The following is a 16,261-nucleotide window of genomic DNA, read 5'->3' as shown; positions in this document are numbered from 1 at the left end:
CTACGACACGGAGATGCGCGTGATGGCCAGCGCCGCGTCGTTCATCTTGCGGACGCGCGAGCCGAGCGCCACGAGGTAGAGCGACTCGTCGCCGGCGTCGACGGTGCGGAGAAAGAGATCGCTCGTGGCGGTGACGACGTCGAAGTCGACGCACTCTTCACCGCGGGCCACCGGCCCCGCCACCTTGGCAATACCCGCGAGATCGTGCGGAAGACCGGTGCCGGCCACGATGTTGCCGCGCATGTCCACCAGCGCGACGGCCTCCACCTCGCTGCGATCGGCGACCGCCTCGAGCAGGAACTGGAGGGCCTCCTTCTTCTGCGTGCTCCGCTTCGTGCGGCGCTCGCCCCGGCCTTGGGCCTCCGTGGTCCTCGCGTGCGTATCTTCCAGGTTCTTCACGGACGGTTCGATCATGGAGCCGAGGTTACGAAACGCTCGGCCCCACGGCCCACTTTCCTGCTCGTTTTGCTGCTTGTTTCTCTGCTTTTCCCCGCACCGGCGCGGTTTCTTCTTGCTTTCGCGCCGGTGCTTCGGATGTCGCCCGCGGACCTTACTTCTTGATCTTGTTCGGATCCTCTTCCTCGAGGATCTTGAACTCGACCCGGCGGTTCGCGGCGCGGCCCTTCTCGGTGGCGTTGTCCTCGATGGGGCGCTCGAGACCGTAACCGTGGGCTTCGAGACGGGTGGTCTCGACACCGTGATCGGTCAGCCACTTCATGACCGAGTCGGCGCGGCTCTGCGAGAGCTTCTTGTTCAAGTCGGCCTTGCCCTTGTTGTCGGTGTGACCTTCGACCGACATCTTCTTGATGCTCGGGCTCGACTTGAGCAGATCCGCGATCTCTTGGAGCATCGGGAAGCTGTCCGGCAGGATCTTGGCCGAGCCGAACTGGAAGTGCACCTGCTGCAGCACGCGCACCACCGAGCCCTCCTTCTTGATGAACTGCGGGCAGCCGTTCGTCTTCGGATCGGGCGAGGGCTTGCCGGGGACGTCGGGGCAAGCGTCGGTCACGTCGGGGACACCGTCGTGGTCGGCGTCGTCCTCGGGGCAGCCGTCACCGTCCTCGATGCCGTCCTTGTCCTCGGGCTGATCGGGGCAGCGGTCGTACTGGTCGGGGATGCCGTCGCCGTCGCGATCGGGCGGCAGCGGGCAGCCGTCGTTCGGATCGGCGCCTTGGTGATCCTCCGGCTCGTTGGGGCATGCGTCGATGTCGTCCGGAATGCCGTCTTTGTCGGTGTCCGTCGCGCGCTCGCTGCGCCACTTCTCGCGCTGCGCCTCTTTGCGGCTCGGCGAGTTGGCGTCCGAGTCGGTGATGGGAATGTACGCGCCGATCATCGCGACGATGCGGAAGTCGGGCGCGCCGTAGCCGTTGCCGATCAGGGTGCCGCCGCCGAGACCGGCCCACCAGCGATCCTTGGGGCCGAACTTGGCGCGTCCCTCGACGTTCCACTCGATGGGCGTGTTGCGCTTCTTGCCGAACGTATCGCCGATGATGGGATCGTCGCCGGTGATGCCCGTCTGCCCGAACACGCTGGCGCCGATGCGGTACTTGCCGCCCTTGATGGGCACGAACCCGCCGACGGCCCACCGCCACTCGTTGCCGATGCCCAAGCCGCGCTCCTTGGCCGGATCGTTGATCGAGTTGCGCGGCCGGAAGTGCACGCCCGTGTTGGCGGTCAGCACGAAGGCGTTGAAGTCGTACTCGCCTTGCACCATCACCATGCCCGACGTGCTGCCGTCGCCGCCGAACTTCTCGTACGTCCCCGTCGGCGCAAAGAGGCTGAAGCTGGCGCCGAGCGCGCCCTTGTCGTTGCTGGTTCGCAACAGGACGGCGCGCGCATCGATGCGGGTGTCCCCCACCGTGGGCCCTCCGGTTCCGAAGGTGGTGGTCTTGGCGCCAAGCCCGCCCGCCCCGTAGTCGGGCTGCCCGCCGTTTTGAATCAAGGTGGCCGGCAAGGTCACCGACAGCGTAAAGCGATTCAGGAACTGAACACCGAGCGTGGCATACGTCGTGAACTGGTTCTGAATGGCACCCGTAGGCGTGCCATTTCGAGCCAAGACGGTACGATCCGTGTCGGCGTTGACGAAGTTGCTCGTGTGCAGCGGGTTGCGGGAGTAGCCGAGCGCCAGCTGGCCGAAAAAGATAGGCTTCGGCTGGGTCACCGGGCGCCACATGACGAGCCCATCTTCGGGTGAGCCTGCGATTTCCAGACGATCGAGGTGAAAGGTGGTTTGTTGTGCGTTCGCGCGGGTGCTGCACAACAAGGCAGACGAAAAGAGCGCGGCCGCGGCCAGTGGCGCGCCCCATCGGCGCGAGATGGCACGGCACACTCGGCCGACGCCACCGGTAGAAGATTGTTGGGTCATGGTTCCGTCAGCTAGGAGAAGGAGCGGAAGGGAAGACAAACCTGCTGCTCACGGAGCTTCACATTCGAGGTTTTCGTACCGGCCTGCGCACGACGGCCGCGACTGCACGACTGCGTCACTGCGACGGTGTAGTATTCAAGCACTCAGAAGCGGGCCTATCGCGTAAGGGTCTCTCCTTGGCCGGCCTGGGCCAAATTTTGGGTGTGAGCCAACGGCCCACGCGGCAAAAAGCCGAAGTGCACCGCCAACCCATCAAAAATGCCGGGAGACGGGCCCGATGGTACGGAGATTCCCGCGCTACGTGAAGCGTCAAAAGTTATCGAGGATGTTGGCTTCACGCTTGACCCCTGCGCACATGGATGCTTTCTTTCGCGCCCCGTCATGAAACGCACCTATCAACCGCACAACCTCCGCCGCATTCGGACGCACGGGTTCCGCGCCCGTATGGCTACCCGTGGAGGACAGCAGGTTCTTGCGAACCGCCGTCGTAAGGGTCGCAAGCGTCTCGCCGTCAGCATTTACAAAAAGTAACCCGTCCGCCGCAAGCATTAGCCCTCGAAGTCACTGGTCACGAAAGCCCAGACTTTTGGTCGTGAGCGACGCGTTCGGCGCCATGCCGATTACGTTCGCATTCAATCGGGTTCCGAGCGCGTTACGAGCCGGCATTTTTACTTTCTCGTCGCGCCTACGCTCGGATCTCCGATTGGTCCCGCTCGTCTTGGGCTTATCGTCACCCGAAAACTGGGCGGCGCCGTCGTGCGCAACCGCATCAAGCGTGTCTGTCGAGACTGCTTCCGACGCATCGATTGGGTCCCCGAGGGGACCGATCTCGTCGTTATTGCGCGCACAGGCGCGGAGAAGCTCTCGGCAACGGACGCGCTGGCCGAATGGGACAGGGTGCGACCTTTGATTCGCAAACGTTCCGCACAAGCGCTGGCGAAAGCATCGAACAAGGGTCATCTTTCGGCACCGAGTCGGTAAAGAGCCGACCGCGACGGATCCCATGGTTTTGCACGTGCTCCTGGCGCTGATTCGGTTTTATCAGCGGTTCATCTCGCCACTTTTTGGCAACGTCTGCCGGTTCGAGCCATCCTGCTCCCGGTACGCCGCTTCGTGTCTCGAAGGGCATGGAGTGTGGAAAGGCGGCTTGCTTTCGCTCAGACGGCTGTGTAAGTGCCACCCGTTTCATTCTGGAGGCTTCGATCCTCCTCCGCCCCGGCTACCAAAGGGGCGAAATGTCTTGGAAACCAACGGGATTGGCTGAAAGTTCGAAGTAGCGAATGGACAAGAACACGCTTTTGCGCTGGGCGATCATCGCGATCGGGGTCCTTCTTTTCTGGAAGTGGGGGATGCCCGCGCTCACGGGCAAGTCCGGCCACAACTCGCAGCCCATCCGTGAGGAAGCGTATATCAACGCGCCGGACTTCATGGGCGACGCCATCGATCCGCCCCAGGACGGCACCACGCCGAACAAGCCGCCGGTCGGCGAGCTTTGCACCATCAAGGGCAACCGCTTCGAAGCCACCCTGTCCTCGCGCGGCGCCGGCATCACGCACTACAAGCTCACCGATCCGCAGTATCGGGACAGCGAGGCGGCCGATCTCTCCACCACGCCCGACATGGAGCGTTGGCGGTCCCTGCGCACCCTCTTCCGCACGGAGCCGGGAAAGGCGGGCGACGCCAGCGAGCAGGTGAAATACGACCGCTTCAACTGGGAGGTCGAGAAGCTCGCGGCCGGCAACAACGAAGCGGGCGGCTGCCGATTCACCTACGCGGACGACAGCGTGAAGATCGTGAAGACGGTCATGGCGGGCGCGCGCCCGTTCGAGCTCGAGGTCGAGACCGCGCTCACGAACCTCGCCGATGCACCGAAGCGCCATCGCTTCGCGATCCAGAACTTCTCCTTCCGCCGCAACAAAGAGGTGAAGGGTAACCTCGGTCGCGTCTCGCCCTTCATGACCGATCTGGAGTGCGCGAACGGCTCCAAGGTCGAGCGCAAGGCGAAGGACGACTTCAAAGAGGGCTGGTACACCCAGCCGGCAGACCGCTACGTCGCCATCAGCAACACGTACTTCGCGCAGGCGCTGGTGGTCGATACCCCAGGCACCTGTGAGATCCTCGCCGAGGATTGGTTCTCGGCAGGCCAGAGCCGCGACGACGACGAGGCGGGCGCCGTCTACCACGCCAACCTCACCTACCCTTCCCGCGAGCTCGCGCACGGCGCCACCGCCACCTACCGCACGGTGGCCTTGGGCGGTCCCAAGGAGCGGGACGTGCTCGCCCACGCGGCCGGCGGCCACAAAGGGCTGGGGGATCTGATCAACCTCGGCTTCTTCTCGGTGGTGGCCAAGGTCCTCGTCGACATTCTGCTTTTCTTCCGCAACAAGGTCACGGGCAACTGGGGTCTGGCGATCATCGTGATGACGCTCTGCCTCCGCATGCTCCTCTTCCCGCTCACGTGGAAGTCGATCAAATCGAGCTTGGCGATGCGCCGCCTCAAGCCCGAGGTGGACGCGCTGAACGAGAGGTTCGCGGGCGATCCCCAGGCCAAGAACATGGCCATGATGGAGCTCTGGAAGAAGAACGGCGTGAACCCGTTCGGCGGGTGCCTGCCGCAGCTCGTTCAGATGCCCATTTGGTTCGCGATGTACACGACCCTGCAGACGGCCGTGGAGATGTACCACACGAAATTTCTGTGGTTTACGGATCTATCGGCGCCCGATAAGTTCTACGTGTTGCCCATCGTGCTGGGTGTTTTCATGATCGTTCAGCAAAGGATCGTGCCCCAACAAGGGATGGACCCCGTGCAGCAGAAGATGATGACCTACCTGCTCCCGGGCGTCTTCACAGTGATGATGCTCTTCTTGCCCGCGGCCCTCGGCGTCTACATGCTGACCAACAGCGTGCTCGGGATCGCCCAGCAGCTCGCCATCGAGCAGCTCGCGCCGAAGTCGGCCGGTACGCCGAAGGGAAAGAACGACATCGAAGTTCGAGAGGCTTCTGGAGGGACCGGAAGCAACCTGCGAAAGGGAAAAGCCCGTGTCTAACGTGTCGGACGTGTCAATCGAAGTACAGGATGGAGCCCCGGACGCTCAAACGTCCCGAGCGCTCGCCTTCGTGCGCACGTTGATGGAAAAGATGCTCATGAACGCCGAAGTCAACCTCGCCCCCGACGACGGCGAAGGCTCGGCGGACGAGATCCGGCTCGAAATCGAGGGCCCCGACGCGGGTCGTGTGATCGGCAAACGCGGCGCGGTGCTCGAGGCGATTCAGTACCTGACCACGCGCGTGGTCCATCGCCCCGGCGAGCCGCGCAAGCACGTCGCCGTCGACGCGGAAGGCTACCGCGCGCGCCACGAGGACCAGCTCGCCCAAATGGCGCGCCGCCTCGGCGAGCGCGTGGCGGCCGAGGGGAAGATCATCACCTTCGATCCGATGAGCGCGCGCGATCGCCGCATCGTTCACATGGCCCTCAAGGACGTCTCCGGTGTTCGCACCGAGAGCAACGGCGAAGGCCCCGACCGCCGCGTGCAGATCATCCCCGCATCGCTTCCGAGCGCCACGGCCATCCCCGTCGCGCCGGTCCCCCGCGCGCGGCCTTCGCGTCCGCGCGGATAGCGTCTCGCCGAGGGGCGCCCCGTCCGAGGGTGATCCGCCAGGAGCCCCGCTCAACGTCATGGGGACGCTGGGTGGGGGAGCCGTCGATCGACCGGCCCATCCAGCGGCGGTCGTTGCATGGCTCCCAGGGCCGAGAGCCTCGCATGGGCAGGCCATGCAAGACGCCGCGCCGCGTCCGTTGCGCCAATGGCGACGATGCTCGTCGCGAGCGGCGCGAGGGCGTCTGGGAGAGCGTCGATCTCGGCGACCGGTACGATGTGGAGATGCCGGCCCGTGGGCGGAATGACGACCCTCGGGGCGACGCCCACGAGGTGCGCGGAGCCTTCGTAGAGGACGCCGGCAAAGCGCAGGGTCTCGGCGTAGCGACGCGCGTCTTCGCGTTCATCGTCCGCGAGCTCGCCGCGGGGGATGCGGAGCTCGCGCGCGGCGAGGGATGCGTGCAGCTTCTCCGCAAACGACGCCGCGGGCACGCCGGAGACGAAGGCGAGGCGCGGGCTCAAGCAGCCGCGCTGGTCGAACACGACGATGTCGTCGGCCAGGGCATCGGCGGCGCGATCGAAGTCGTCCCAGATGCAGGCCACCCCCATTCCGGCGCCGTGGCCGCGAACGATGACATGGGGCGGAGCGCTGGCGCGCACCTTGGCGATCGTTTCGTTGCGCCCATAGACGTGGATTTCGCCTTCGGTCATGGCGGGAATGGTGTCGGGCACCAGGCGAATGGCGGGATCGCCTAGGGCGCGAACGAGCGCTTCGGCGAAGAACGGATCGCGCGAGGACGGGCGCACGGTGACCTGGGGTGCGGCGGCGCGGGCGAGGACGATGGCGCGGAGCGCGGCCACGAAGACGTTGGCCGAGAGAAGGACGTGGACGTGCGGAGCGTCGCCGGCGCAGGCGACGAGGCGACGAATGTCTTCGGGCGCAGCGCCGACCTCGAGGTGGTGCAGCAGCGCGTGCTCGACCCCGGCGGGGCTGAGGCCCGTGCTGCGAACCAGCGGGGCGACGAGGGACGCGCGATCGTTCACGAGGGAGCGGGCGCGATCGAGGATGCGCTGGACGTCGCGCTGGCGCTCGTCGCGCTGGCGCTCGCCGAGCACCCGCGGCCCGGACAGGTGCGCGGGCGCGCGGCTCATCGACCGAGGATTTCCTCGACGGTGAGCGAGCAGCCGCGCGGTGGCGCGCCCGGGGCGCGGCCGAGGAGCTCGAACCCACCTGGAACGCGGCGAACGCGATCGGCGGCGAGGAGGGCGAACGCGCTGTCGACGTTCATCAAGTCCTCGATGCGCGCGATGCCCTCGGCGCCTTCTTCCACGGGCTCGAGGGTCACCGGATCGACCGGGACCACGCGCGCCCACGGGGGCTCGAGGTAAATGCCGCCGCCGCGGTCCTCGTAAAATTGGCTGGAGAGCTCGGTCATGCCGTACTCGCCGAGGACGTCGTCCGGCGAGATGTGGAACGCGCGCGCCAGATCGCGGCGCAGCACCGATGGCTCCACCTCGCGCGTTTTGCCTTTGAAGCCGCCGGTTTGCATCACGCGGCTCCCCTTGGGGAGGCGAAAACCGGAGTCGCCCACCGCGTCGAGCAGGTAGACGCACGCAAACGCGGTGGCCAGCAAGAGCACGGGGGCATCGCTGGTCACCAAGATGCGCGCGACGGTCTCGTCGAGGGCGGCCACGTCGAGGATGTCGTTGCGTAGGAAGTAGACGTCGCCGTCGCCGGGCAGGCCAAAGGCGCGGACGAACGCCTCGTTCATATGGCAGAGCGACGAGTCGGGGAGATCCACGGCCGACGGCCCGAGCACCAGAACGTGGACCCGCTCGGGAAAACCGCGAAGCAACGTGCGGCGCGCAAACGCCACCGCCGCCGCGTCGTAGGTCGATGGATCGCGGAAGAAGTGCGAGCCGCGATCGCCCACGGTGGTGCCGCTGGTGCGAAACACCACCGGCGTCTCCGCCTCGGGGAACGCGCTCACGCGGGCGACCTTGAAGGCGTCGGTGGGCACCGCCGGTGCATCGGCCGCGCGCTCGAAGCGCTCGGGATCGAGGCCGCGGGCGCGGATCAGATTCGTGTATCCTGCAACATATCTCGCCTGGAACCGCGCTAGATCGCGCGCGAGCGCGTCGAATGGCTCGGGGTTCTCCCTGCCCTCCTCGAACGCCCGCACGAAGGCGCGGGCGCGCTCGTGCAGCGCTGCGCTCTCGGAGATGGCGTTCTGCGCGCCGTCCGTGGCTCCCGCTCGCGATTCCATCAGCGTGGCTCCTTCGGTGCGGGCGCCTCATCGAGCGCGGCTCGGAGGGCGCCGTTGAATGCCTCCAAAAGCCCTGGCTCGATGTCGAACGGGGGCGTCAAGGTCAGCGTATCGCCCTTGGTCCCGCCGGTCAGCACGATGTAGCCGCGCGCGAGGAGCGCGCGCATCACGCTCAACGCGCGGGCGGCGCCGCCCTCGAGCTTCAGCCCGATCATGAGACCGCGCCCGAGCACGGTGACGCCGCGACCGGCGGTCGCGGTCTCGAGCTTTTGGCGCCAAGCATCACCGATCCGGTTCACCCGCTCGAGGACGGCTCCATCCGCCAGCGCATCGAGCACGGCGAGCGCGGCGGCGCAGGCGGGGGGCGAGCCGAAATGGGTCCCCGTGTGGATCGCGGTTCCGCCGTGGGCGCCCCAGGCTTGCATCACGCGATCGCGACCGATGACGGCGGAGATGGGAAAGCCGGCGCCGAGGCCTTTGCCCAGGCACACGATGTCGGGCAGCACGCCCTCCGCCACCGACGCGAGCAGGCTCCCCGCGCGCCCCATGCCCGTCCACACTTCGTCGGCGATGAGGAGCGCGCCGGCGGCATCGCACTGCGCGCGCAGATCGCGAAGGAGCCCCTCGGCCGGAACGATGCAGCCGCCCCGCCCGAGCAAGGGCTCGATGAGGACGGCCGCAACATCGCCCGTGAGGCGCAGATCGCGCTCGCCGTAGGGGCGAAACGAGACGAAGTCGCCCACCTGCCCGGCGAAGGGCTCCCGAAACGACGGCGCCAGGCCGCACGCCGCCAGCGGGCCGTGCGAGAGCCCGTGGTAGCCGCCCTCGAAGGCGATCACCTTGGCGCGGCCGGTCGCGAGCTGCGCGGTCTTGAGCGCGGCGGTGATGGCATCGGCGCCCGAGAGCCCGAGCATCACGCGCGCACCGGGCTCGGGAAAGAGCGCCGCGAGGCGCTCGCAGAGCGCGACCTTCGTCTCGGCCGAGTACACGTCGCCGAGCGCGAGCGCGAGCTTGTCCTGCTGCGCGCTCACCGCCGCCGACACGAACGGCGGGCGGTGCCCGAACACCAGCGCACCGAAGCCCGCCACCAAATCGACGTACCGATTCCCATCGACGTCGATCACATTGGGCCCCTCGCCCTCCGCGTACACGATGGGGGCCTGCGAGGTATCGCTCAACGCTTCGCGCGCGCTTCGGCGCGCGTCGAAGGCGGGGCACTCGACGGCGGCAAGACGCGCCGACATCGCGCGCGAACGCGGTCCCGGCGGCGGGGTGAGCATCTCGGGCAAACGCTGCAAACGTGGTTGGAACGTGGTCACGACGGTGGTGGTGTTAGCACCTCGCCCGCGTTCGTGCGCGGCACCTTTCGCGCGAAGGAGCGAAGGCGCGGGCGGCGCGGAGACGTAAAAGCGCATGGCAGGGGCGGCGCGGAGACGTAAGCGCAACGGCGCGGGCGGCGCAAAGGCGCGGGCGGCGCAAAGGCGCATGGCGCGGGCGGCGCGGAGACGTAAAAGCGCAGCCGCGCGGGCGGTGCGGAGACGTAACGCAACGGCGCGGGCGGCGCGGAGACGTAACGCAACAGCGCGGGCGGCGCGAAGGCGCAAAGGGCCGACGAATTGGCGCGCCCGGGCTCGGCGGACGATGCAAACGCCGGAGAGGCGGCCTACCCGACGACGCGATTTCGGCCGCCGCGTTTGGCCTCAAGGAGGCGCTCGTCGGCGAACTTGATGAGATCCATGCTCGTGCGATCCTCTTCGCGGAGCTGGGAGACGCCGATGGAGACGGTGACTCGGATGAGCTCGTTCTGGAAGACGAAGCGCGATTGTTCGATTTTTTCGCGCAAGCCTTCCGCGAGGGAGCGCGCGCCGTCGAGGTTGGTCTCGGGCAGGATGATGGCAAACTCTTCGCCGCCGTAGCGCGCGAACACTTCGTCGCGGCGGATGCGGCCTTGCACGATGCGCGCGAGCTCCTTGAGGACGAAGTCGCCCGCGAGGTGCCCGTGAAAATCGTTGATCTTCTTGAAGTGGTCGACGTCGAACATCAAGAAGGAGAGCTCGCGCGAGTGGCGGCGCGCGCGGATGATCTCCTTTTCGAGGGCCTCGAGCAGGTAGCGCTTCACGTGCGCCTGCGTCAGCCCATCGATGATGGTCATTCGGTAAATTTCTTCGTGGTACTGCGCTTCGACGTCGGCGCCGGAGAGGTACTTGAAGATCGTGGGCCCGACCTTGATGCGGTCGCCGTTGGCCAGCGCGATGTCGCGCGTGATCTGGTCGTCGTTGACGTAGGTGCCGTTGGTCGAGTTGTCGTCGACGGCGTACCAGATCGCACCGCGCTGTTCGAAGTGCACGTGTCTGCGCGACACCGAGTCACCTTCGAGCACGATGTGATTCTCCGCGCCGCGTCCGATCTTGAAGGGGCTTCCCTCCAAGACGAACCGCTTCCCGAGGAGCGTGGGCTCCTTGGTGTAGATCACCACCAAGCAGTCATTGCCCCGAGGACGTGGCTCGTCCCCGAGTGACTTTTGAACGATGGTGGTTACGCGTGTTTTCTCGTCCGAGTCGCTCACGCGTGCACCGAGAGGAACTCAGCCATGATCGTGGCAAGGCGGGAAAAAAGCCTGCAATTCGTACTTGGAGACTATGGTGCGCTCCGTGCGCGGTCAAGGCCGCGCTACATTTCCCGCCTCTTTTCACCGCCGCACGACCCGACGGGCTGGGTCATCCATGTGCGCTCGGGCCCCGGCCAGGAGCGCGGCGTGGAGCTCGTGGCGAAGAGACGGGGGAAGCGCCACGTGATGCTCCAGAACGCACACGGGGATCGATGCCGGATTGCGCAAGTGTATCGCGCACTTATATGTGGCCACCCACACCTCGATGCGGTGAGCCTCTGCCGCCAACGTAAGCGTTCGCGCACTCACGGGGCCATGGTCGGACGCGTGGATCGCCGTGCGCGGAAAAACGCCGTGAGCCTGGAGAAAGCGAACGATCCGTTCGGGCCGCGCGAGGGCCGTGACCAATCCGACCTTCATGCGCGCCAGCTGCTCGAATGGGACGAGATCTCCGGGTCGAAGGTCGGGCCGATTTCCGTGTCGCGATTCGACCGAGTCGACCGAGTGCGGCGGGCCCACGGCGCTGCATATGGCGCCACGACATCGTGCCGGATCGGGTGCGACCATCACCATGGTGTCGCACGCCGCACGAAGCGCCCCCATCGGCGCCTTCAAGTCACCGCGCGGAGGGCATGCGCCGCGACCCCACGGTGACTCGAGGTCGAGCGCGAGCAGCGCAAGGTCCGCGCGGCGAGGTGCCGTCTGCGCGACGCCGTCGAGGACGAGAACCTTGGCGCCTTGCGCGACCGCAAAGTCGATGGCGCGCTGCCGCGTGGGCGCGACGATGACGTCGGCGCGGATACCTTGGGCCGCGAAGATGTGCGCGCAGGCGAGCGCTTCATCGCCCACTGTATCGAGCGCATCGCCCGGCGCGACGACGCGCGCGGTTCGCGGATGCGCGCGGTAGGCGTGGCCGATGAGGGCGACCTTGCCGGCGCCGGATTCAGCCGCAGCTGCAGCCGCAACCTCGGCGCACGCGATCGCCAGCGGTGTCTTGCCCGAGCCGCCGAGGGTGGCGCCGCCCACGGCGATGGTGACCACACCGTCCGGCACGTGAAGCGAGCGAACGACGCGCGGAGCCGACCACGCCTGCCACATGCGCTCGAGCGCTCGAGCCGATGCGTCGGCGAACGGGCGCCTCGATGCGCCCGAGGGCGTGTTGCCGGGTGCGTCCACGAGGGCGTCACCCGGTGCACCCGAGGGGGCGTCATCCGGTGCACCCGAGAGGGCGCCGCCCGGTGCACCCGAGGGCGCGCGACCCGATGCACCCGAGGGTGGGCCACCCGGTGCACGCGAGGGCGCGCCGCCCGATGCGCCCGAGAACCGGCCGCGCTCGAGCGCATCGGAGAGCCAGCGCCGGATTCCGAAAGAGGCGTCCACGCCTTTACGTTAGCGCTTTTCCCCGTGTTAACGTGACGATGTGCCCACGCGATCCTTCCGGCACGCGGCCCGAACCGTAGGCGCCGCGGCTTTCGTCTTCGGCGCGCTGGTCGCGCAGCCTGGGCCCGCGCTCGCCAACGGACGCTTTCCAGCGGCGAACCAGCTGGTCATTTTTCCGCGTGCGCCCGAGAACCTGGTGCTGCGCGCGACCTTTGGCATCCTCTTCTCGCACGACGCAGGCAAAACGTGGGACTGGGTCTGCGAGCGCGCGGTGGGCTACGGCGGCATCGAAGACCCTGCCCTCGGCGTGGTGGGTGCGAGGACGGTGCTCGCGGGCACGTTCGAAGGGCTGGGGGTCTCGCAGGATCTCGGTTGCTCGTGGCGCTTCGTGGAGGGCGAGCCAAAGTCCGACGTGTTCATCGACGTGACGGCCCGATCGGTCGATCCAAGGTCGGCCCTGGCCCTCACGTCGACCTATCTCGGCGACGACGCGGGTGCATCCCTCTATGCGAGCCGCCTCTTCGCCACCGCCGACGAAGGCGCGACATGGCACCGCCACGGCGTCGCGCTTCCCGCGTACGCGCTGGCCGAAACGGTGGATGGCGCCCCCAGTGATCCCGCGCGACTCTACGCCTCGGCGGCGCGCGCCGATCGCAGCGCGGGCCTTTTTTATGCGTCGCGCGACGACGGCCAGACGTTCACCGAGACCCTCATCCAGCTCGCGCCGAGCGAGCGCGCGCCGTTCATCGCGGCGGTCGATCCGGTGAACGCCGACCGCGTTTACGTGCGCACGGGCGGAGGCCCCCGAAGTCGCCTCTTGGTGACGGACGATGGAGGACGTACATTCCGAGAGGTGTTCGCCGGCGCACCGCTCCTTGGATTCGCTCTCTCCGCCGACGGGTCCCGCATCTGGGTCGGAAACAGCGATGGACTGTACACGGCCACCCGCCCGGATCTGGCCTTCACCAAGCGCTCGAACGTGAGCATCCAGTGCCTCGCCCACGCGGGGGGCATTCTTTACGCGTGCTCCGCGGAGTCGAGCGGCTTCATCGTCGGCGCATCGCGCGACGATGGCGCCACCTTCGAGCCGCTGCTCCACCTTTCGACGGTGCGCGCTCCGCTCGACTGCCCCGCGAACACATCGGCCGCCGTGTGCAGCCTGGAGTGGCCCGCGCTGCGCGAACAACTCGGCATCCCCGACGACGCCGGCGCCGACGGAGGCCGCGGCGCGGCGAGCTCGAACGACGAGGGCGGCTGCTCCGTCTCGTTTGGATCGTTTGGATCGTTTGGATCGCTTGGACCGCTTGGATCGCGCACCTTGGGCGGGGGCATCCCGGCAGGCGCCGCGTCCCTCTTCACGCTTGCCGCGGCGGCCGTAGCGCGAAGGGCCCGAAGGGCGAGCCGGCAGCGCGCCGAACGGAAGTCCTCGTGAAGCTCGGGTGGTTGCGGATCGTCTACGTGGCCTCTGCGCTCGCGGCGTTTCGGTTCGTTGCGCCTTGGTGGTGCGAACGCGGCGCGGATGCGTGGTATCGCGGCGACGCCACGGTGCAGGGGCAGCTGGCCGAGGACTTGGTGACCTTCGAGCGCGACGACGACACCATTCGTGAAGGGAACGAGCCCCCCGAGAATCGCTTCGCCGGCGAATGGGCGCTCGTGACCCATCAGATGACCGCGCTCGGCCTGGCGCAAGTGGTCGCGCTCCACCCCGAGCGAAAAGCAGCTTACGTTCCGGTGATCACGCGGGCGAGCATCAAGACCTTCCTCCCCGAGATGCGCGACTTCGGGACCAAGGCCTGGCACGGCGAGGACGCGATGAAGTCGCTCGAGGGCTCGCACGGTCACGCATACCTCGCCTATTCCGCGCTGGCGCTGGGCGTGGCGCGCTCGCTCGATCCGAGCTTTCCGGCCGACGTGGCCAAGCAGCACGACGCGCTCATCGCAGCCTATGAAAAGCGGCTCCTCGCATCGCCCACGGGCCTCATCGAGACGTACCCCAACGAGGCCTACCCGACCGACGTCGCCGCGGTGGCCGCGGCCATCGCCGTCCACGGACGCGCGACCGGCGCGCGGCACGAGCGGGTCCTCGCCCACTGGGCGGACAAAGTCCGCACGACGCAGCTCGATCGCGACAGCGGCTTCGTGATCCAGCGCATGGGCGCGCACGACGCAAAGGCGCACGATCTCCCCCGCGGCTCGGGAACGGGGCTCGCCGCGTACTTCGCGGGGTTCGCCGATCGAAGCGTCGCGCGGCGCCTCGCCGAGGGGCTCTTTCGTCACACGACGGGGATCTGGGAGTTTGGAGCGGTCGAAGAGTACGTCGATGGGCCGGTCGAGCCGGGACAGATCACCCGAGGATTCGGGGACGTCGACAGCGGCCCGGTGCTCTTCGGCGTTTCGGTGGCCGCCACCGGTTTTACGCTCGCGCCCGCGCGCGCATTCGGCCAGAAGGACGTTTTCGTCCGCCTTTTCCGGACCACGGCGCTCTTCGGGATCCCTTACACGTCGGGCACGCGCGGACGCTTTCTCACGGGCGGGCCGATTGGCAACGCGCTCCTTTTGGCCATGCTCACCTCGGGCCCGGAGCTTTCACCATGAAGCGCCTCTCGGACATCTTCTGGCGCTTTCGATTCAGCATTTTCTTTACGATTTTGTATGCGGTCGCCGAGTGGGGGTTCGCCCAAGTCAGCTTCAAGGAGGGCTTTTTCACCGCCGGCTCGCCCAACCTCGGCGTCTTCCTCGTAGGCGCCATGGCGTTCCTCCTCCGCTTGGGCGTCCTCTTCCTCGTGCCCGCCCATCTGGCGTACCGCGTGGTGGAGCTCGTGGTGTCGCTCGTTCTCTCCGCGAAGCTACGGGCGGCCGCGCGTCAACCGCGCGAGTGAAACTTCGCCGATTCGGCTCCCGCGCTCACGGCCGAGGGGTACACTCGGGCCGCGATGGGACAGAGCCAATTCCTGATGCACCTCGGCCACCTGATGATCTCCGGCCTGAGCGTCTTCGTCGTTGCTCAGATCATGCCCGGCATGAAGGCGCGCGGGTTCGGCTCCGCGCTCGTCTTCGCCTTCGTCATCGGCCTGCTGAACGTAGTGGTGTGGCACTTCCTCAAGCCGCTGACCATCACCATCAGCGTCCTCACCCTCGGCATCGGCGCCGTCATCCTCAACGGCATCCTCTTCCTCGTCGCCGGCAGCCTCTCCGGCGTCAAATTCTCCGGCTGCATCACCGCCTCCATCGCCTCCTTCTTCGTCACCCTCGTAAATGGGGCGTTCGAGTACATCCTCGCGAGCTGGCTAAAGAGTTAACGCGGCGGTCCAGTCCAGCAGTCCATCGTGCTGGCTATGTCGACGACGCAGTCGACGTCGAGCGTCTCGCGCACGTCGAATCCGGGATCGAGCGGGTAGAGCGCGACCACGGTACCCCCTACGAAAACGACTCGCTCTTCGCCGAGCGCGCGAGCCACGGCCGCGATGGCGGCACGAGAGCTCGCACGACGCGAGCTCATGGCGTGAGTCTCTTCGTCAACTCTTCGCGCGCCATCGCTCGCTCACGCGCTCTTCCGACACGAAGTGCGTCGGCCAGCGCGAGGTACTCATGGAGCACGGGATCCTCGGCGGCGGCTTGGGGGGCACTTTCGTAAAGTGGCTCGATGACACGCCCAAAGATTTGGTTGTCCCCGTGCGGTACGGCCCACACCACGCCATCTTCTTCACCAAGGCGCAGTCGTTCGGCCAAAGGCCGGACGCTGTACGCCGTCGGCATGCCCTTTCCGAGCAAGCCCAACTGCGTCGGGAACACGTACCGCAAACCCGACACGAGGAACTCCAGCAAATTCGCACATACTACGCGGTGCTCGCGCGCATTGAAGAGGGAACACACAACCAGTCGCTTCAGACTGTGATTGATCTCCGATACGCTCATATGAAGCGAGCTGGCAAGCTGAAGCTGCGTCCAGTCCGAGTTCCGTCGCGCCACGAGCTTGAGCGCGAGCAGAACATCCTGGGGTTTGAGCCTAGGCTGCATCGGTAGCTATCGTTATAGATTCGCGATT

At 67.0% G+C, this 16,261-nt stretch carries 17 protein-coding genes; 8 read left to right on the top strand and 9 right to left on the bottom strand.

Going from position 1 to position 16,261, the window contains the following annotated elements:
* Together LZC94_04840 and LZC94_04835 are read right to left on the bottom strand one after the other, a co-directional pair.
* Entirely contained in the window at positions 1–414 is a 414-nt protein-coding gene (locus tag LZC94_04840; GenBank protein WXB16606.1) for a hypothetical protein, read from the bottom strand.
* A 136-nt stretch (positions 415–550) separates the two neighbouring features.
* A complete protein-coding gene (locus tag LZC94_04835; protein WXB16605.1) occupies positions 551–2,365 on the bottom strand; it encodes an OmpA family protein in 1,815 nt (604 codons plus the stop codon).
* Positions 2,366–2,746: 381 nt separating this feature from the next.
* On the opposite strand from LZC94_04835, the gene rpmH reads away from it, so the two are divergent.
* The 4 genes from rpmH to LZC94_04815 all read left to right on the top strand — a co-directional run bounded on the left by rpmH (position 2,747) and on the right by LZC94_04815 (position 5,983).
* Positions 2,747–2,896 carry a 50S ribosomal protein L34 gene (gene rpmH, locus LZC94_04830; protein ID WXB16604.1) on the top strand — a complete coding sequence of 50 codons (150 nt, stop codon included), beginning with the start codon at positions 2,747–2,749 and terminating at the stop codon, positions 2,894–2,896.
* Positions 2,897–3,368: 472 nt separating this feature from the next.
* Positions 3,369–3,629: a membrane protein insertion efficiency factor YidD gene (yidD, locus tag LZC94_04825; protein ID WXB16603.1), complete on the top strand. Its 261-nt coding sequence runs from the start codon at positions 3,369–3,371 to the stop codon at positions 3,627–3,629.
* A gap of 16 nt (positions 3,630–3,645) precedes the next feature.
* A complete protein-coding gene (yidC, locus tag LZC94_04820) occupies positions 3,646–5,412 on the top strand; it encodes a membrane protein insertase YidC (protein WXB16602.1) in 1,767 nt (588 codons plus the stop codon).
* A gap of 10 nt (positions 5,413–5,422) precedes the next feature.
* The gene (locus LZC94_04815; protein WXB16601.1) at positions 5,423–5,983 is read left to right on the top strand and encodes a KH domain-containing protein; all 561 of its coding nucleotides are present in this window, start codon (positions 5,423–5,425) and stop codon (positions 5,981–5,983) included.
* Positions 5,984–6,039: 56 nt separating this feature from the next.
* On the opposite strand, the gene LZC94_04810 is transcribed toward LZC94_04815, so the two are convergent.
* The 5 genes from LZC94_04810 to LZC94_04790 form a co-directional block, all read right to left on the bottom strand.
* A complete protein-coding gene (locus LZC94_04810) occupies positions 6,040–7,113 on the bottom strand; it encodes a proline dehydrogenase (GenBank protein ID WXB16600.1) in 1,074 nt (357 codons plus the stop codon).
* Positions 7,110–8,228: an acyl-protein synthetase gene (locus LZC94_04805; protein ID WXB16599.1), complete on the bottom strand. Its 1,119-nt coding sequence runs from the start codon at positions 8,226–8,228 to the stop codon at positions 7,110–7,112. The genes LZC94_04810 and LZC94_04805 overlap by 4 nt, the downstream gene beginning before the upstream one ends.
* Complete coding sequence (locus tag LZC94_04800) at positions 8,228–9,547, bottom strand: aspartate aminotransferase family protein (GenBank protein ID WXB16598.1); 1,320 nt, start codon at positions 9,545–9,547, stop codon at positions 8,228–8,230. The genes LZC94_04805 and LZC94_04800 overlap by 1 nt, the downstream gene beginning before the upstream one ends.
* A gap of 344 nt (positions 9,548–9,891) precedes the next feature.
* The gene (locus LZC94_04795) at positions 9,892–10,794 is read right to left on the bottom strand and encodes a GGDEF domain-containing protein (protein ID WXB16597.1); all 903 of its coding nucleotides are present in this window, start codon (positions 10,792–10,794) and stop codon (positions 9,892–9,894) included.
* Between the two features lie 123 nt (positions 10,795–10,917).
* Positions 10,918–12,216: a tetraacyldisaccharide 4'-kinase gene (locus LZC94_04790; GenBank protein WXB16596.1), complete on the bottom strand. Its 1,299-nt coding sequence runs from the start codon at positions 12,214–12,216 to the stop codon at positions 10,918–10,920.
* Between the two features lie 40 nt (positions 12,217–12,256).
* Here LZC94_04790 and LZC94_04785 point away from each other — a divergent pair, with 40 nt between their 5' ends.
* Genes LZC94_04785 through LZC94_04770 form a run of 4 tightly spaced genes read left to right on the top strand, consistent with a single transcriptional unit; the run spans position 12,257 to position 15,515 of the window.
* Positions 12,257–13,648, top strand: coding sequence for a hypothetical protein (locus LZC94_04785; GenBank protein WXB16595.1), 1,392 nt, complete (start codon positions 12,257–12,259; stop codon positions 13,646–13,648).
* Positions 13,645–14,811 carry a hypothetical protein gene (locus tag LZC94_04780; GenBank protein WXB16594.1) on the top strand — a complete coding sequence of 389 codons (1,167 nt, stop codon included), beginning with the start codon at positions 13,645–13,647 and terminating at the stop codon, positions 14,809–14,811. Before LZC94_04785 ends, LZC94_04780 begins: the two co-directional genes overlap by 4 nt.
* The gene (locus LZC94_04775) at positions 14,808–15,095 is read left to right on the top strand and encodes a hypothetical protein (protein WXB16593.1); all 288 of its coding nucleotides are present in this window, start codon (positions 14,808–14,810) and stop codon (positions 15,093–15,095) included. The genes LZC94_04780 and LZC94_04775 overlap by 4 nt, the downstream gene beginning before the upstream one ends.
* Before the next feature lie 54 nt (positions 15,096–15,149).
* Positions 15,150–15,515, top strand: a complete 366-nt coding sequence (locus LZC94_04770; GenBank protein ID WXB16592.1) for a phage holin family protein — start codon at positions 15,150–15,152, stop codon at positions 15,513–15,515.
* Here the strand turns inward: LZC94_04770 and LZC94_04765 are convergent.
* Both LZC94_04765 and LZC94_04760 read right to left on the bottom strand, forming a co-directional pair.
* Entirely contained in the window at positions 15,512–15,715 is a 204-nt protein-coding gene (locus LZC94_04765; protein ID WXB16591.1) for a hypothetical protein, read from the bottom strand. The genes LZC94_04770 and LZC94_04765 overlap by 4 nt on opposite strands.
* On the bottom strand, positions 15,712–16,233 hold the full coding sequence (locus tag LZC94_04760) for a hypothetical protein (GenBank protein WXB16590.1): 522 nt from the start codon (positions 16,231–16,233) through the stop codon (positions 15,712–15,714). The genes LZC94_04765 and LZC94_04760 overlap by 4 nt, the downstream gene beginning before the upstream one ends.
* Positions 16,234–16,261: the final 28 nt, after the last annotated feature.

The sequence above is a fragment of the Sorangiineae bacterium MSr11954 genome (genome assembly GCA_037157815.1).
Taxonomy (GTDB): Bacteria; Myxococcota_A; Polyangia; order Polyangiales; family Polyangiaceae; genus Pendulispora; species Pendulispora albinea.
Note: the sequence above shows the minus strand (reverse complement) of the source record. Positions and strands in the feature narration are given on the sequence as shown.

Excerpts from the sequence above, each read along its gene's own strand:
- LZC94_04840 (WXB16606.1), bottom strand. The coding sequence starts at position 414 with ATGATCGAACCGTCCGTGAAGAACCTGGAAGATACGCACGCGAGGACC.
- LZC94_04835 (WXB16605.1), bottom strand. The coding sequence starts at position 2,365 with ATGACCCAACAATCTTCTACCGGTGGCGTCGGCCGAGTGTGCCGTGCC.
- rpmH (WXB16604.1), top strand. The coding sequence starts at position 2,747 with ATGAAACGCACCTATCAACCGCACAACCTCCGCCGCATTCGGACGCAC.
- yidD (WXB16603.1), top strand. The coding sequence starts at position 3,369 with ATGGTTTTGCACGTGCTCCTGGCGCTGATTCGGTTTTATCAGCGGTTC.
- yidC (WXB16602.1), top strand. The coding sequence starts at position 3,646 with ATGGACAAGAACACGCTTTTGCGCTGGGCGATCATCGCGATCGGGGTC.
- LZC94_04810 (WXB16600.1), bottom strand. The coding sequence starts at position 7,113 with ATGAGCCGCGCGCCCGCGCACCTGTCCGGGCCGCGGGTGCTCGGCGAG.
- LZC94_04805 (WXB16599.1), bottom strand. The coding sequence starts at position 8,228 with ATGGAATCGCGAGCGGGAGCCACGGACGGCGCGCAGAACGCCATCTCC.
- LZC94_04775 (WXB16593.1), top strand. The coding sequence starts at position 14,808 with ATGAAGCGCCTCTCGGACATCTTCTGGCGCTTTCGATTCAGCATTTTC.
- LZC94_04770 (WXB16592.1), top strand. The coding sequence starts at position 15,150 with ATGGGACAGAGCCAATTCCTGATGCACCTCGGCCACCTGATGATCTCC.
- LZC94_04765 (WXB16591.1), bottom strand. The coding sequence starts at position 15,715 with ATGAGCTCGCGTCGTGCGAGCTCTCGTGCCGCCATCGCGGCCGTGGCT.
- LZC94_04760 (WXB16590.1), bottom strand. The coding sequence starts at position 16,233 with ATGCAGCCTAGGCTCAAACCCCAGGATGTTCTGCTCGCGCTCAAGCTC.